Below are 15,613 nucleotides of genomic sequence, written 5' to 3' on the forward strand. Positions count from 1 at the left end.
GGAGCAGGAACAGCGCCCCGCGCAGGTCCGCGTCGCTGAGGTCGGCGTCCCGCAGATCCGCGCCGATCAGGTCCGCACCCCGCAGATCCGCGCCGGTGAGGTCGGCGGCGATCAGATAGGCGCCCCGCAGGTCGGCCCCGCGCAGATCGGCGCCCCTCAGCCGGGCCCCCATGAGGTCGGCGCCCCGCCGCCGCTTCTTCTTCCCCGGCACCCCGGCCCGCGCCAACTCGCTCGCCTCGGCCAGCAGCCGGGCCACGGACTGCCGGTGAGCGGCGACGTCCAGCGCGAGCAGCTCGTCCGGCGTCCCCCGGGTCAGCGCGTCCGTACGGGACAGCGCCTCGCGGAGCCCGGCGTGCGCGGGACGCGCGGCGGGCAGCGCGAGGGCCTCGGTGAGATAGGCCAGGAGTTCGTGCAACTGCCGTACGACCGGGAAGACTTCGTGCATGCGGCGGCCCCCGTCGCGGCCCTCGAAGACGACCTGGGAGACCTTCTGGCCGGCGCCGAGGCAGTCGTACACCGTGCAGCCGTTGAAGCCCCGCTGCCTCAGCTGGTCGTGGATGCCGCAGGTGTGGTCCGCGAGGAGGTTGCGGCAGGGGGTGCCGGCGGGCTTGTCGAAGGCGAAGTCCGCCGAGCGCGCGAAGGGCAGCGCCACACAGCACAGCCCGAAACAGCTACCGCAGTCGCCGCGCAGGTCAGTGGGCGCGGGCTTCGTCTCTTCCATCCCACCACCCTACTGACCTGCGTACTTGTCCCGCGAACCGGTCAGCGGACGATGTCCTCCGGTACGTCGAGCCGGGCGACGCGCTGAGGGTCGGCCAGGATGTGCAGGCCCACGATCCGGTCGTCCACGACCGTGACGCCCATGACCGAACGGACCGTGCCCTCCACCACGTTGACGATCCCGACCTCGCCGCCGACCAGCGCGAACCGCCCGAACGGGGCGAACTCGCGGAACAGCAGCGCCTGTTCGGCGACCCGCGCGGCGCCCCGGACCAGCTTCGAGGCGGCCCGGCCGCGCACCAGGGCGCCGGAGTCGGCGCGCAGGACGACGTCCGGGTCCAGGACGGCGAGCAGGGCGTCGAAGTCGCCGCCCCGGGCGGCCGTCATGAACGCCTCCACGACCCGGTGTTGCCGGGCCCGGTCCGGCGGCGCGGCCGGGGTGGCGCCCCGCACCTTGCGGCGGGCCCGGCTCGCGAGCTGGCGCGTCGTCGCCGGGGTGCGTTCCACGATCTCCGCGATGTCGTCGAAGGGCACCGCGAACATGTCGTGCAGCACGAACGCGAGGCGCTCCGCCGGGTCCAGGGTGTCCAGGACGATCAGCATCGCCAGGCCGACCGAGTCCGCGTGCACGGCTTCCGTCTCGGGGCCCGGCAGCAGTGTGATCACCGGGTCCGGGACGGACGCCTCGTCGATCGGCTGCTCCTTGCGGGACGTCCGCGCGTTGAGCAGGTCCAGGCAGATGCGGCCCGTCACCGTCGTCAGCCAGGCCGGCAGGCTGCGGATCTCCGCCGGGTCCTGGCGGGACAGCCTCAGCCAGGCCTCCTGGACGGCGTCCTCCGCCTCGCTCAGCGAGCCGAGCATGCGGTAGGCGACCGACCTGAGGTGGGGGCGCTGCTCCTCGAAGCGGGTCGCCAGGGGGACGATCACGCCTCGTCCCGCGTCAGCGCGAGCAGTCGGTCCAGTACCCGCGTGCCGCCCGCCCTGATCCCGTCGTGCTCGAACTCGTCCGTCACCCACGTCCGCAGGCCCTTGATCGCCCCCGCCGTTTCCAGGGAGTGCGCCGTGTGGACGTACAGGTCGTCGTGGTAGATCGCCGCCGCCACCGGGACCTCGTTCCTCGCCAGGCGGGCCTTGTCGTACAGCGGGGTCCAGTCGGTGCGGGCCGCCAGGAGGTCCGCCGTCTCCTTCAGGGGGCGCAGGGCCGGGTCGGTGTCGAACATCCACGGGTGGATCGTCTCGCCCGTGAACAGGAACGGGTCCGTGCCGGTGAACTGCGGGAATTCGGCGCGTACCCGGTCCGCCGACCAGGCCGTCGGCCGGTCGTCCTGGCCGTAGATCGACTCGTGGACCAGCGCGTAGAGGGGGTTCTTCGCGTACGACAGGTGGTTCTGGAGGTTCTCCCGGAACTCGTCGGAGAGGGTGCGGCCCGCGAGCGTCGGGACGAACGCGTGTTCCAGGAGGTGGTGGAGGTGGTGGCTGCCTTCGCCGCCGCCGAGGAGGATACCGAGGGTGCGGAAGCCGTCGACCGTGAGGAGGCCGCCGTTCGGCAGGGTCAGCGGGTTGTCCGCCAGGTACTCGGCGATACGGCGGGCCCGCTCCGCGTCCTGCGGGTAGCGGGCGTAGTGCGCGGTGACCTTGCGTTCCATGCGCGGGTAGGCCGCGCGGTACACGTCGTCCGCGTGGGCGTCGAGGGACGGCAGGCCGCCGGTGACGACGGCGGCGGCGAGGCCCTCGGGGGCGAACGACAGGTACGTGACCGTGCAGAAGCCGCCGTAGCTCTGGCCGAGGACGGTCCAGGGGGCGCCGCCGGTCAGCTCGCGGCGGATCAGCTCGCAGTCCCGGACGATGGAGTCGGCGCGGAAGCGGGTGAGGTACGCGGCCTGCTCGGCCGGACCTCCGCGCAAGGGCAGCGTCTGCCGGGTCGCCGGTGTCGAGTGCCCGGTCCCCCGCTGGTCCAGCATCAGCACCCGGTACTCCCTGAGCGCCCTCGCCAGCCACCCGGGGCGCCCGACGCTGCGGTCCGCCCCGAACCCCGGCCCGCCCTGGAGGTACAGCAGCCACGGCAGGTCCTGGCCCGCCTTCTCACTGGCGACGACCTCACGGGCGTACAGGGAGATCGTCTCCCCGTGCGGGTCGGCATGGTCGAGGGGGACGGTGAAGCGGTGGTCGGTGAGGACGACGCCGGGCTGGCGGTAGTGCGGGTCGGTCACGGCTGCTCCCGGGGTGAAGGCGGACAGCTCCCATGATCACTCACCGCGCCGACAGACTCGACCTCCGCACCACCAGCTCCGGCTGGAGGACCACCCTGCGGTGCTCGTGCGCCCGCTTCGGGGTCTCCTCGTCCGTCTCCTCCAGCAGCAGTTCCGCCGCCAACGCCCCCATCGTGACGGCCGGTTGGCGGACGGACGTCAGCGGCACAGCGGCAGCCGCCGCGAACTCGATGTCGTCGTACCCGACGATCGCGAGGTCGTCCGGGACGTTCACACCGGCCGCGTACATGGCCTGGAGGACGCCCAGCGCCAGCAGGTCGTTCGCGCAGAACACCGCCGTCGGCCGGTCCGCGAGGCCGAGGAGCCGGGCGCCCGCGTCGCGTCCGGCGGCGACGTCGAGGCGCTCGGTCGGCAGCTCGCGGAGCCGTTCGGGGCCGAGCCCCGCCTCGGCGAGCGCCTGGAGCGCGCCCGTACGGCGGTCGCGGACCTGGTTGAAGCCGGGCGGGCCGCTGACGTACGCGATGGAGCGGTGGCCCGCGTCGATGAGGTGGCGTACGGCGAGGGCGCCGCCGGCGACGTCGTCGACGGAGACCGAGCACTCGGTCGTGCCGTCCGAGACGCGGTCGACGAGGACGAAGGGGATGCCGTGCCGGCGGAACGACGCTATGTTGCGCCCGGTCGCGTCGGCGGGCGTGAACAGGACGCCCCGCACCCGCTGTTCGGCGAAGAGGGAGAGGTAGTCGGCCTCTTCGGAGACGCTCTCGGCGCTGTTGCAGACCATGACGCCGAGCCCGGCGTTGCGGGCGGCGCGCTCGGCTCCCCGGGCGACGTCGACGAAGAAGGGGTTGCCCATGTCGAGGACGAGGAGCCCCATGATCCGGCTGCGCCCGGCGCGCAGCTGGCGCGCGGACTCGCTGCGGACGTACCCGAGACGGTCGATCGCGGACAGAACGCGCGCCCGGGTCTCGGTCGCGACCGTGTCCGGGCGGTTGATGACGTTGGAGACCGTGCCGACGGAGACTCCGGCGGCGCGGGCCACGTCCTTGATCCCCACCGACTGGGCCATCGGACGGATACCTCCAGGTGAGCGGGGTACGGCGGGCGGTACCTCACAGTACCGTCCCGGCCGTACCCCTGGCGGGTCAGGCGGGCAGCGCGAAGTCGACGACGTGCAGCGCCGACGGCGTCGTACCGCTGGACTTCTCCTGGTACATGAAGGACAGGACGTTGTCGGCGGCGACCCGTGACTCGTCGATGACGACCTCGCCGAAGGCGTTGAGTCCGGAGCCGTCGTACAGGACCGTCCAGTCGGTGTAGCCGGAGGACTTGGAGGCGGCGGCGATCCGGCCGAAGGGGAAGATCGCGTAGGCGTTGCCGTACTTGTCCAGGAGCAGCTTGGTGCGCTGGCTGGAGTTCAGCGGGACCGGGATCTCGGTCTTCTGCCAGGCGCCGGAAGCGTTCTTGCGCAGGTGGAAGGCGCGCCCGTTGGCGGTGCGGTCGGTGACGTAGTTCGTCGTGCACTGGCCGAAGCGGCCGGGGACGTAGGAGATGATCGCGTGTGGCAGGCCGGACGCGTCGGTGGTCTGGCTCTCCTGGTTCATCAGGGAGTGGTCGGGGTTGAGGGCGTCGACCACGAGTCCGCTGTCGGTGACGGCGACCTTGTCGGAGCCGCCGGTGGTGCCGACGACGGTGCCCGCGTTGTTGCGCCAGGTGCGGCCCCGGTCGTCGGAGTAGACGTAGCCGGTGTCGTGGTTGGTGATGCCGCCCGAGGAGCACATGACCGCGCCGTTCTGCTCCCGCCAGGTGAAGAAGGAGTGCAGGCGGCCGTTCTTGTCGTAGTCGATGCCGTGCAGGTACATGTTGCGGGCCGTCGAGGAGCCGTGCTCGCTCGTGTACGTCCCCGTCGAGCTCGACCACTCCCCGAGCGCCGTCCAGCTCGAACCGTCGTACTCGGCAAGGGCGTTGCGGCCGTTGCCGGAGATCGCGACCCGGTAGCTGAGCTGCAACCTGCCTTCAGGCGTGGCGATGAACTGGGGGTAGGTGAACTGGGTCGTCAGCGCCAGCCCGTCCAGGGTGGTCTGTACGGCGCCGAACGCGGCCGAAGTCCACGCGGTGGTACCGGGGTTGTCCATGAGCCCGGCGACCGACTTGACGTAGAAGAAGCCGTCGCTGTGGGAGTCCATGTTGAGGTGGAGGCGGCCGTCCACCTTGGAGACGCCCATGGAGATGACGTTGTGGGAGTCGCTCGCCTTGAGCTGGTGGGAGAGCGTGACCGTGGACCAGGCCGAGGAGTTCAGGGCGCGGCGGGCGACGACCGCGTTGCGGGTGGCCGTGTACCAGACGGCGTACTGGTAGCCCTTGTAGGTCAACAGGCCGTTCTTCTGGAACGAGTTGTTGTTGACCAGGCCGTCGTAGGAGACGAAGAAGACGGCCTGGGCGTCGAGTCGGGTGTTCTGGCGGAGGGCGACGGAAGGGCCGGGGTCGGCCGCTCGCGCGGTTCCTGCTATGCCTGGCGTGCTCACGGCGGCAAGTATCGCTGTCGTGAGGACGGTACGTCTTTTCATGAGCGGCTCCTGAAAGCGGGGGTCCCCTGGGGAGAACGGGGTTCAGGCGAGGTGGAAGACCTCGGTGAGCGGTTTCATGGCCTCGTCCGGGCGGGCGCCGTCCAGCGATTCGAAGAACGGCGCCATCTCGGCCTGCCAGCGGGCGTTGACGTCGGTGGCCTCCATGCCGGCCTGCGCGGCGGCGAAGTCGTCGGTCTCCAGGTAGCCCACCAGGAGGCCGTCCTCGCGCAGGAACAGCGAGTAGTTGCGCCAGCCGGTGGCGCTGAGCGCCTCCAGCATCTCCGGCCACACCTCGGCGTGGCGTTCGCGGTACTCGTCGAGCCGGTCCGCGCGGACCTTCAGCAGAAAGCAGACACGCTGCATCAACACCCCTTGACTGTCCGACAGTTGACTGACCCTCAAAAACTCTGGGGGGATCAGAAGTTGAACTGGTCGATGTTCTTCGCGTCGAACACGGTCGGCTTGCCCAGCGTGATCACGCCGTTCGCGCCTATCGTGTACGTCGTCGCCCCCGCCTTGAAGGTCTCGCCCTCCTTGCCGGTGATCTGCCCCGAGGACAGCGCCACAGCCGTACGCGCCGCGAGGTCGCCGAGCTTCGCCGGGTCCCACAGCTCGAACGCCTCGACGGTGCCGTTCTTGACGTAGTTGCGCATGTCGTTGGGGGTGCCGAGGCCGGTGAGCTTGACCTTGCCCTTGTACTTGGAGCCGGAGAGGTACTGGGCGGCGGCCTTGATGCCGACGGTCGTCGGGGAGATGATCCCCTTCAGGTTCGGGTACTCCTGGAGGAGGCCCTGGGTCTGCTGGAAGGACTGCTGCGCGTCGTCGTTGCCGTAGGCGATCTTGACGAGCTTCATGTCCTTGTACTTCGGGTCCTTCAGCTCCTGCTTCATGAAGTCGATCCACGCGTTCTGGTTGGTCGCGGTCTGCGCGGCCGACAGGATCGCGATCTCGCCCTTGTAGCCGATCTGTTCGGCGAGGAGCTGCACCTCGGTGCGGCCGAGGTCCTCGCCGCTGGCCTGCGAGATGAACGCGTTGCGGCACTCGGGGTTGGTGTCCGAGTCGTAGGTGACGACCTTGATGCCGTTGCCCATGGCGGTCTTCAGCGCCGGGCACAGCGCGCCGGGGTCCTGCGCGGAGACGGCGATCGCGTCGACCTGCTGCTGGGTGAGCGTGTTGACGTAACTCACCTGGCCGGAGGTGTCGGTGGCGCTGGACGGGCCGACCTCCTTGTAGCTGGAGCCGAGTTCCTTCAGCGCGGTCTCGCCGCCCTTGTCGGCGCTCGTGAAGTACGGGTTGTTGACCTGCTTCGGCAGGAAGCCGACGGTCAGCCCCTTCTTCGTCGCGGCGTTCGGGTCGGCCTTGCCACCGGTGTTCGCGGCGCCGCTGTTCTCGGTCTTCACGTCCTCCTTCGTGGTCCCGCCGCACGCGGTGGCGGTGAGGGCGAGGGAGGAGACGGCGGCGAGGGCGATGCAGGTGCGGCGGAGGGTGGTCTTGCGCATGGCGGGTTTCCTTTACGAGAGCGGAGTTACGACGTCGGTGTCGAGGCGGCTTGTCTGCCCGCCCTCGCGACGGAGATCTGGCGGGCGACCCTCGGGCCGAGCACCGAGATGACCAGCAGGACGCCGGTGACGACGATCTGCGACTGTGCGGAGACGTCCTGGAGGCTCATGACGTTCTGCGCGGTGCCGAGCAGGAACACCCCGGCGATGGCACCGCCCAGCGTCCCCTTGCCCCCGTCGAAGTCGATGCCGCCGAGCAGCACGGCGGCGATGACGGAGAGTTCGAGTCCGGTGGCGTTGTCGTAGCGGGCGCTGGCGTAGTGCAGCGCCCAGAAGATCCCGGTCAGCGAGGCCATCAGCCCGGTGACGACGAACAGGATCAGCTTGTTGCGCTTGACGCGGATACCGGCGAACCGCGCGGCCTCCTCACTGGCCCCGATCGCGAACACGGACCGCCCGAACGGCGTGGCGTGCAGGACGACGACGGCGATGGCCAGCAGCACGACGAACGGCAGGAACGCCTGCGGCAGGAAGCTGTCGCCGACCCGCCCGGCCGCGAAGTCGAGGTACTGGGACGGGAAGTCGGTGACCGCGTCGGACCCGAGGACGATCTGCGCGATACCGCGATACGCGGCGAGCGTCCCGATGGTGACGGCGAGGGACGGCAGGCCGAGCCGGGTGACGAGCAGCCCGTTGATCAGCCCGCACACCACACCGAGGACGAGGCAGATCGGGATGATCGTCTCGATCGTCATCCCCTCGTTCCACAGCCGCCCCATGACGGCCCCGGAGAGCCCGGCGGTCGAGGCGACGGACAGGTCGATCTCGCCGGAGACGACGAGCATCGTCATCGGCAGCGCGATCAGCGCGATCGGCAGCGTGTTCCCCAGCAGGAACGACAGGTTGAGCGCGTTGCCGAACCCGTCCACGGTGGTGAAGGAGAGCAGCAGCAGGACGACCAGCAGGCCACCGACGACGGTGTCCCAACGGACGGCCCTGGTCAGGGACTCAGGCACGGGGATCACCCTTCTTCTCTACAGCGGTCTTCTGTACGCCGTTGCCATTGGCTGCGATCCGCGCGGCCCCCGCCTTCTTCTTCAGCGAGGCGGCGACCCGCACCGCGACGACCCGGTCCACGGCGATGGCGAGCAGCAGCAGGACCCCGTTGATGGCGAGGACCCACACGGAGCTGACGCCGAGCGCGGGCAGCACGCTGTTGACGGACGTCAGCAGCAGCGCGCCGAGGGCCGCGCCGTACACGCTCCCGGAGCCGCCGGTGAAGACGACCCCGCCGACGACGACGGCGCTGACGACGGTGAGTTCGTAGCCGTTGCCGGTCCCGGAGTCGACGTTCCCGAACCGGGCCAGGTACAGCGCGCCGGCGAGCCCGGCGAGGGCCCCGCAGAACGTGTACGCGGCGAGGATCCGCTTGCGGACCGGGATGCCGGCGAGGCGCGCGGCCTCGGGGTTGGAGCCGAGCGCGTACAGCTCGCGTCCGCTGCCGAAGTGCTTGAGGTAGTAGGCGGTCGCGACGAGCACGGCCAGCGCGATGAGCGCGAGGTAGGGGACGGCGGAGATGCCGCCGGAGCCGAAGTCGACGAAGGAGCCGGGCAGGTCGGCGGCGGTGATCTGGCGGGAGCCGACCCAGATCGAGTCGATGCCCCGGATGATGTAGAGGGTGCCGAGGGTGACGACGAGCGCGGGGACCTGGCCGAGGCTGACGAGCAGCCCGTTGAGGAGCCCGAACCCGATGCCCAGGAGCACCGCGAGGACGATCGCGATCACCGGGTTGCCGCCGCCGTGCAGGTACGTACCGGCGGCGAAGGCGCTGATGCCGAGGGTGGAGCCGACGGACAGGTCGACGTTCCTCGTGATGACGACCAGCGACTGGCCGGTGGCGACCAGGACCAGGATCGTCGCGTTCAGCAGCAGGTCCTTGATGCCCTGCTCGGAGAGGAACTCGCTGTTGCCGGCCTGGGTGACGGCGATCATCGCCAGGAAGACGACCAGGATGGCGAGTTCGCGCATCTTGAAGACACGGTCGACGAGCCGGGTCCCGGAGGACTTCGGCACCTCGACGGGCAGGGCGCTCATGCGGCCCTCCCGGTGGCTGCGGCCATCACGGTTTCCTCGGTGGCGTCGGAACGGGAGATCTCGGCGGTGATCCGGCCCTCGTGCATGACGAGGACGCGGTCGGCCATACCGAGGATCTCGGGCAGGTCGGAGGAGATCATCAGGACGGCGACGCCGTCGGCGGCGAGTTCACTCAGCAGGCGGTGCACCTCGGCCTTCGTACCGACGTCGATGCCCCGGGTGGGTTCGTCGACGATCAGCACCTGCGGGCCGGTGGCCAGCCATTTCGCGAGGACGACCTTCTGCTGGTTTCCACCCGAAAGAGTGTTGACGGTGTCGGCCAGCCGGGCGTACTTGACCTGGAGCTTGACGGCCCAGTCGAGGGAGCGGCTGCGCTCGGCGCCCCGGTCCATGAGGCCGGCCTTCACGGTCGTCCGCAGTCCGGTGAGGCCGATGTTGCGCTCGATGGACATGTCCATCACGAGGCCCTGGGCGCGGCGGTCCTCGGGGACCAGGGCGAGCCCGGCGGCCATCGCGACGGAGGGGGCGCCGTTGGTGAGGGGGCGGCCGTCGACGACGACCTCGCCGCCGTCCCAGCGGTCGATGCCGAACACGGCCCGCGCGACCTCGGTGCGGCCGGCGCCGACGAGCCCGGCGAGGCCGACGATCTCGCCGCGCCGTACGTCGAAGGAGACGTCGGTGAAGACGCCCTCGCGGGTCAGGCGTCGCACGCTCAGGGCGACGGCGCCGGGGGTGACGTCCTGCTTCGGGTACAGCTCGTCCAGGTCGCGGCCGACCATGCGGCGTACGAGGTCGTCCTCGGTCATGCCGTCGATGGGCTCGCTGGCGATCCAGGCGCCGTCGCGCAGCGTCGTCACCCGCTGGCAGATCTCGAAGATCTCCTCCAGCCGGTGCGAGATGAACAGCACCGCCGCGCCCTGTTCGCGCAGGGTGCGGACGACGCCGAAGAGGCGGGCGACCTCGCTGCCGGTGAGGGCGGCGGTCGGCTCGTCCATGATCAGGACCCGGGCGTCGAAGGAGAGCGCCTTGGCGATCTCGACGATCTGCTGGTCGGCGATGGACAGGCCGCGTGCCGGGCGGTCGGGGTCCAGGGCGACGCCCAGGCGGGTCATCAGGGCGGCGGTGGCCTCGTGGGTGGCCTTGTGGTCGATGCGGCCGAGGGCGCGGCGCGGCTGACGGCCCATGAAGATGTTCTCGGCGATCGACAGGTCGGGGAAGAGCGTGGGCTCCTGGTAGATCACGGCGATACCGGCGACGCGGGCGTCACCGGGGCCGTGGAAGGCGACCGGCGCGCCGTCCAGCAGCACCTGGCCGGTGTCCGGCCTGTGCACCCCGGCGAGCGTCTTGATCAGCGTCGACTTGCCCGCGCCGTTCTCCCCGGCGAGCGCGTGCACCTCGCCGGGGAACAGCTCCAGGGAGACGCCGCGCAGGGCGCGGACGGCGCCGAAGGACTTGGCGACGTCCTGGAGCGCCAGCACCGGGGCGGGTCCCGGGTCGGACGGGTGGGTCATGGGGACTCCTCGACGACGACGCCGGCGGTGAGGCCCCACGACGTCGTGAAAGGTTTCAACTGGATTGCCGGGACCGTAGGCACCACGGGCATGTCACGTCAATGGGTCCGTCTCGAAAAAATTTCGATAGCCGAAGGTCACGCGACGGTCACGGAGAACCCGCCCGGCCGGAGGGGTTGACACTCCCCCGGCGTGCTCATAGCTTCCCCTTCTGAATCGTTTCATCCGACGCCTGCCTCTGGAGCCCGAAGTGACCGATCTCGCCGCGGTGAAGGCCGCACTGAAGAACCAGGCCGTCGAGACGCCGTCGTGGGCGTACGGGAACTCGGGCACCCGCTTCAAGGTGTTCGCCCAGCAGGGGGTTCCGCGCACGCCCTGGGAGAAGCTGGACGACGCCGCGCAGGTCCACGCGTTCACCGGCGTGGCCCCCACCGTCGCCCTGCACATTCCGTGGGACAAGGTCGAGGACTACTCGGCACTTGCGAAACATGCCGAGGAGCGGGGCCTGAAGCTGGGCGCCATCAACTCCAACACGTTTCAGGACGACGACTTCAAGCTCGGCAGCGTCTGCCACGCGGACGCCGCCGTGCGCCGCAAGGCCGTGGCCCATCTCGTCGAGTGCGTCGACATCATGGACGCGACCGGGTCGCGGGACCTGAAGCTCTGGTTCGCCGACGGGACGAACTATCCGGGGCAGGACGACATCGTTGCCCGGCAGGAGCGGCTGGGTGAGGCGCTGGCCGAGGTGTACGCGCGGCTCGGTGACGATCAGCGGATGCTGCTGGAGTACAAGTTCTTCGAGCCGGCGTTCTACACGACCGACGTGCCGGACTGGGGGACCGCCTACGCCCACTGCCTCAAGCTCGGGCCGAAGGCTCAGGTCGTCGTCGACACGGGGCATCACGCGCCGGGGACCAACATCGAGTTCATCGTCGCGCTGCTGCTGCGGGAGGGGAAGCTCGGGGGGTTCGACTTCAACTCGCGGTTCTACGCGGACGACGACCTGATGGTGGGGGCCGCCGACCCGTTCCAGCTGTTCCGGATCATGTACGAGGTCTCGCGGGGCGGGGGGTTCACCTCGGACGTCGCGTTCATGCTGGACCAGTGCCACAACCTTGAGGCGAAGATTCCGGCGATCATCCGGTCGGTGATGAACGTCCAGGAGGCCACGGCCAAGGCGCTGCTGGTCGACCGGGAGGCGCTGGGCGCGGCTCAGGTCGCCGGGGACGTGCTGGCGGCGAACGCGGTGCTGATGGACGCGTTCAACACGGATGTACGGCCGTTGCTGCGGGAGGTGCGCGAGGAGATGGGGTTGGACGGCGATCCCATCGCCGCGTACGCCCGGTCCGGCTGGGCCGAGAAGATCGTGGCGGAGCGTGTGGGTGGGCAGCAGGCCGGGTGGGGAGCCTGAGCCCTCTGGCACCCAGAAGAGAAACAGTCCCCTTCTCCCCAGAAAGCTAAGGAAAGATCCGTGAGCGTTCATCCCGAGGCCGCTGCCCTCATCGCTCGGTCGCGTCGGCTCGGTGCCGATCCTCGTAACACCAACTACGCCGGCGGGAATGCGTCCGCGAAGGGCGACGCCGTCGATCCTGTGACCGGGACCGATGTGCCGCTGATGTGGGTCAAGGGGTCCGGGGGCGACCTCGGGACGCTGACCGAGGCCGGGCTCGCCGTGCTGCGGCTGGACCGGCTGCGCTCGCTCGTCGACGTGTACCCCGGCGTCGAGCGCGAGGACGAGATGGTCGCCGCGTTCGACTACTGCCTGCACGGCAAGGGCGGCGCCGCGCCCTCGATCGACACCGCCATGCACGGCCTCGTCGACGCCGCGCACGTCGATCACCTCCACCCCGACTCCGGGATCGCGCTCGCCTGCGCGGCCGACGGGGAGAAGCTGACCGCCGAGTGTTTCGGGGACACGGTCGCGTGGGTGCCCTGGCGGCGCCCCGGGTTCCAGCTCGGCCTGGACATCGCCGCCATCAAGGAGGCCAACCCGCAGGCCATCGGCGTGATCCTGGGCGGGCACGGGATCACCGCATGGGGCGACACCGCCGAGGAGTGCGAGCGCAACTCGCTGCACATCATCCGGACCGCCGAGAAGTTCCTCTCGGACAAGGGCAAGGCCGAGCCGTTCGGTGCGGTGATCGAGGGGTACGGGGCGCTGCCGGACGCCGAGCGCCGGGAGCGGGCCGCCGCGCTCGCGCCGTACGTCCGTGCGCTCGCGTCGCAGGACAAGCCGCAGGTCGGGCACTTCACCGACGCGGCGCCGGTGCTGGAGTTCCTCGCGCGTGCCGAGCACCCCCGGCTGGCCGCGCTGGGCACGTCCTGCCCGGACCACTTCCTGCGCACCAAGGTCCGTCCGCTCGTCCTCGACCTGCCGCCGGCCGCCCCGCTGGAGGACGCGGTGGCGCGGCTGAAGGAGCTGCACGCCGCGTACCGCGAGGAGTACGCCGCCTACTACGCGCGGCACGCCGACGCGGACTCGCCCGCCCTGCGCGGCGCCGACCCGGCGATCGTGCTGGTCCCGGGCGTCGGGATGTTCTCCTTCGGGAAGGACAAGCAGACGGCGCGGGTCGCCGGGGAGTTCTACGTCAACGCGATCAACGTGATGCGCGGGGCCGAGGCGGTCTCGTCGTACGCGCCGATCGAGGAGTCGGAGAAGTTCCGCATCGAGTACTGGGCGCTGGAGGAGGCCAAGCTCCAGCGGATGCCGAAGCCCAAGGCGCTGGCGACGCGCGTGGCGCTCGTGACGGGTGCCGGGAGCGGGATCGGGAAGGCGATCGCGCAGCGGCTGGTGGCCGAGGGGGCGTGTGTCGTCGTCGCGGACCTCAACGCCGAGAACGCGGCTGCTGTGGCCGAGGAGTTGGGCGGCTCGGACAAGGCCGTCGCGGTCACGGTCGACGTGACGTCCGAGGAGCAGATCACCGAGGCGTTCAAGGCGGCCGTGCTCGCGTTCGGCGGTGTGGATCTGGTCGTGAACAACGCCGGGATCTCCATCTCCAAGCCGCTGCTGGAGACGTCGGCGAAGGACTGGGACCTCCAGCACGACATCATGGCGCGCGGCTCGTTCCTGGTGTCGCGGGAGGCGGCGCGGGTGATGACCGCGCAGGGCATCGGCGGGGACATCGTCTACATCGCCTCGAAGAACTCCGTCTTCGCCGGTCCGAACAACATCGCGTACTCCGCGACCAAGGCCGACCAGGCCCACCAAGTACGGCTGCTGGCCGCCGAGTTGGGCGAGCACGGCATCCGGGTCAACGGGGTCAACCCGGACGGGGTCGTGCGCGGGTCCGGGATCTTCGCCGGGGGCTGGGGTGCCCAGCGGGCGGCGACCTACGGGATCGAGGAGGAGAAGCTCGGCGAGTTCTACGCGCAGCGGACCATCCTCAAGCGCGAGGTGCTGCCCGAGCACGTCGCCAACGCCGTGTTCGCGCTGACGGGCGGGGAGTTGACGCACACCACGGGGCTGCATGTGCCGGTCGACGCGGGTGTGGCCGCCGCGTTCCTGCGGTGAGCGGGCGTCAGAAGGCTTACGCGGCCGTCGACCTGGGCGCGTCCAGTGGACGCGTGATGGCCGGCCGCGTGAGCCCCGACTCGCTGGAGCTGACGGAGGTGCACCGGTTCGCCAACCGGCCGGTGCGGCTTCCTGAGGGGCTGCGGTGGGACGTACTCGCCCTGTACGGCGGCGTGTTGGACGGGCTGCGCGCGGTCGGCCAGGTCGACTCCGTCGGCATCGACAGCTGGGCCGTGGACTACGGGCTGCTGGACGCCGACGGGGTGCTGCTCGGCAACCCCGTGCACTACCGGGACTCCCGCACGGAGGGGGTCGCGGAGAAGGTGTGGGCGTCGGTCCCGGCGGCCGAGCTGTACGCGGCGACCGGGTTGCAGTACGCGCCCTTCAACACCCTGTACCAGCTCGCGGCGTCACAGGGTTCCGCTCAACTCGACCGAGCTGAACGCCTGTTGCTGATCCCGGACCTGCTGACGTACTGGCTGACCGGCGAGCAGGGCACCGAGCTCACCAACGCCTCGACGACCCAGCTGATCGACCCCCGGACGCGTGACTGGGCGGCCGAGGTCGCCGAACGCGTCGGCATCGGCCTGGAGTTGTTCGCGCCGCTGCGGCAACCCGGCGACCATGCCGGGGAGTTGCTGCCCTCCGTCCTGGAGGAGACGGGGCTCACCGGTCCCGTCCCGGTGACGGCCGTCGCCTCGCACGACACCGCCTCCGCGGTGGCCGCCGTACCCGCGGGGAGCGAGCGGTTCGCGTACATCAGCACGGGGACCTGGTCGCTGGCCGGTCTCGAACTGGACGCGCCGGTCCTCACGGAGGAGAGCCGGGCCGCGAACTTCACCAACGAGCTGGGGATCGACGGCACGGTCCGCTACCTGCGCAACATCATGGGGCTCTGGCTGCTCCAGGAGTGCGTACGGGCGTGGGGCGAGCCGGACCTGGGGCTCCTCCTGCGGGAGGCCGCCGCCGCGCCGGCGCTGCGGTCGGTGGTGGACGCGGGGGACGCGGCGTTCCTCGCGCCGGGACGGATGCCGGAGCGGATCGCCGAGGCGTGCCGGGCGTCGGGCCAGCCGGTCCCGGAGTCCCGGGGTGAGATCACCCGGTGCATCCTCGACTCCCTCGCGCTCGCTCATCGCCGGGCGGTCGAGGACGCCCAGCGGCTCGCCGATCACCCCGTCGACGTCGTCCACATCGTCGGCGGCGGGACGCGCAACGCGCTGCTGTGCCAACTCACCGCCGATGCCTGCGGGTTGCCGGTCGTCGCGGGGCCGACCGAGGCCGCCGCGCTCGGGAACGTGCTGGTGCAGGCGCGGGCGCACGGGCTGGTCGGCGACCGGACCGACATGCGGCGCCTGCTGGTCCAGAGCCTGCCGCTGACCCGGTACGAGCCCCAGGGGGGCACGGACCGGTGGCGGGCGGCACAGGAGCGGCTCGGGGGGCGGTGAGGGGCGGCCCCCGCAGACCGGGTGGGGTGCGCATCCCCGGGACCGCACCCCACCCCTTC

13 protein-coding genes are annotated in these 15,613 nt (G+C 70.7%); 3 read left to right on the forward strand and 10 right to left on the reverse strand.

Features of this window, described 5'->3' with window-relative positions:
* From AOK24_RS20960 to AOK24_RS21005, 10 genes are all read right to left on the reverse strand, one after another.
* Positions 1 to 721, reverse strand: a 721-nt coding sequence (locus tag AOK24_RS20960; protein WP_055721608.1) for a pentapeptide repeat-containing protein, incomplete at its 3' end; no start/stop codon positions are given.
* 41 nt (positions 722 to 762) lie between these two features.
* The gene (locus AOK24_RS20965; RefSeq protein ID WP_055721597.1) at positions 763 to 1,647 is read right to left on the reverse strand and encodes a sigma-70 family RNA polymerase sigma factor; all 885 of its coding nucleotides are present in this window, start codon (positions 1,645 to 1,647) and stop codon (positions 763 to 765) included.
* Positions 1,644 to 2,930: an alpha/beta fold hydrolase gene (locus tag AOK24_RS20970; protein WP_055721598.1), complete on the reverse strand. Its 1,287-nt coding sequence runs from the start codon at positions 2,928 to 2,930 to the stop codon at positions 1,644 to 1,646. Before AOK24_RS20970 ends, AOK24_RS20965 begins: the two co-directional genes overlap by 4 nt.
* Positions 2,931 to 2,970: 40 nt before the next feature.
* The gene (locus tag AOK24_RS20975; protein ID WP_055721599.1) at positions 2,971 to 3,996 is read right to left on the reverse strand and encodes a LacI family DNA-binding transcriptional regulator; all 1,026 of its coding nucleotides are present in this window, start codon (positions 3,994 to 3,996) and stop codon (positions 2,971 to 2,973) included.
* Between the two features lie 76 nt (positions 3,997 to 4,072).
* The gene (locus tag AOK24_RS20980) at positions 4,073 to 5,494 is read right to left on the reverse strand and encodes a BNR repeat-containing protein (RefSeq protein ID WP_055721600.1); all 1,422 of its coding nucleotides are present in this window, start codon (positions 5,492 to 5,494) and stop codon (positions 4,073 to 4,075) included.
* Positions 5,495 to 5,536: 42 nt separating this feature from the next.
* Positions 5,537 to 5,857 (reverse strand): L-rhamnose mutarotase, encoded by a 321-nt coding sequence (locus tag AOK24_RS20985; protein WP_055721601.1) that lies wholly within the window; start codon positions 5,855 to 5,857, stop codon positions 5,537 to 5,539.
* A 53-nt stretch (positions 5,858 to 5,910) separates the two neighbouring features.
* Complete coding sequence (gene rhaS / locus AOK24_RS20990; protein WP_055721602.1) at positions 5,911 to 6,993, reverse strand: rhamnose ABC transporter substrate-binding protein; 1,083 nt, start codon at positions 6,991 to 6,993, stop codon at positions 5,911 to 5,913.
* Positions 6,994 to 7,019: 26 nt separating this feature from the next.
* The gene (locus AOK24_RS20995; RefSeq protein ID WP_055721609.1) at positions 7,020 to 8,009 is read right to left on the reverse strand and encodes an ABC transporter permease; all 990 of its coding nucleotides are present in this window, start codon (positions 8,007 to 8,009) and stop codon (positions 7,020 to 7,022) included.
* Complete coding sequence (locus tag AOK24_RS21000; RefSeq protein ID WP_055721603.1) at positions 8,002 to 9,087, reverse strand: ABC transporter permease; 1,086 nt, start codon at positions 9,085 to 9,087, stop codon at positions 8,002 to 8,004. Before AOK24_RS21000 ends, AOK24_RS20995 begins: the two co-directional genes overlap by 8 nt.
* On the reverse strand, positions 9,084 to 10,598 hold the full coding sequence (locus AOK24_RS21005; RefSeq protein WP_055721604.1) for a sugar ABC transporter ATP-binding protein: 1,515 nt from the start codon (positions 10,596 to 10,598) through the stop codon (positions 9,084 to 9,086). Before AOK24_RS21005 ends, AOK24_RS21000 begins: the two co-directional genes overlap by 4 nt.
* A 250-nt stretch (positions 10,599 to 10,848) precedes the next feature.
* Between AOK24_RS21005 and rhaI the strand changes: the two genes are divergently transcribed.
* The 3 genes from rhaI to AOK24_RS21020 are packed head-to-tail and all read left to right on the forward strand — an operon-like array spanning position 10,849 to position 15,554.
* Positions 10,849 to 12,009 (forward strand): L-rhamnose isomerase, encoded by a 1,161-nt coding sequence (gene rhaI / locus AOK24_RS21010; RefSeq protein WP_055721605.1) that lies wholly within the window; start codon positions 10,849 to 10,851, stop codon positions 12,007 to 12,009.
* A 60-nt stretch (positions 12,010 to 12,069) separates the two neighbouring features.
* A complete protein-coding gene (locus tag AOK24_RS21015; RefSeq protein ID WP_055721606.1) occupies positions 12,070 to 14,109 on the forward strand; it encodes a bifunctional rhamnulose-1-phosphate aldolase/short-chain dehydrogenase in 2,040 nt (679 codons plus the stop codon).
* Between the two features lie 56 nt (positions 14,110 to 14,165).
* Positions 14,166 to 15,554 carry a rhamnulokinase gene (locus AOK24_RS21020; protein WP_420876678.1) on the forward strand — a complete coding sequence of 463 codons (1,389 nt, stop codon included), beginning with the start codon at positions 14,166 to 14,168 and terminating at the stop codon, positions 15,552 to 15,554.
* The last annotated feature ends 59 nt before the right edge of the window (positions 15,555 to 15,613 follow it).

The organism is Streptomyces niveiscabiei (assembly GCF_001419795.1).
GTDB classification, from domain to species: Bacteria; Actinomycetota; Actinomycetes; order Streptomycetales; family Streptomycetaceae; genus Streptomyces; species Streptomyces niveiscabiei.

Bases quoted from the DNA above. Each gene is read 5' to 3' on its own strand.
- AOK24_RS20975 (WP_055721599.1), bottom strand. From the start codon at position 3,996: ATGGCCCAGTCGGTGGGGATCAAGGACGTGGCCCGCGCCGCCGGAGTC.
- AOK24_RS20980 (WP_055721600.1), bottom strand. From the start codon at position 5,494: ATGAAAAGACGTACCGTCCTCACGACAGCGATACTTGCCGCCGTGAGC.
- AOK24_RS20985 (WP_055721601.1), bottom strand. From the start codon at position 5,857: ATGCAGCGTGTCTGCTTTCTGCTGAAGGTCCGCGCGGACCGGCTCGAC.
- rhaS (WP_055721602.1), bottom strand. From the start codon at position 6,993: ATGCGCAAGACCACCCTCCGCCGCACCTGCATCGCCCTCGCCGCCGTC.
- AOK24_RS21000 (WP_055721603.1), bottom strand. From the start codon at position 9,087: ATGAGCGCCCTGCCCGTCGAGGTGCCGAAGTCCTCCGGGACCCGGCTC.
- AOK24_RS21005 (WP_055721604.1), bottom strand. From the start codon at position 10,598: ATGACCCACCCGTCCGACCCGGGACCCGCCCCGGTGCTGGCGCTCCAG.
- AOK24_RS21020 (WP_420876678.1), top strand. From the start codon at position 14,166: ATGGCCGGCCGCGTGAGCCCCGACTCGCTGGAGCTGACGGAGGTGCAC.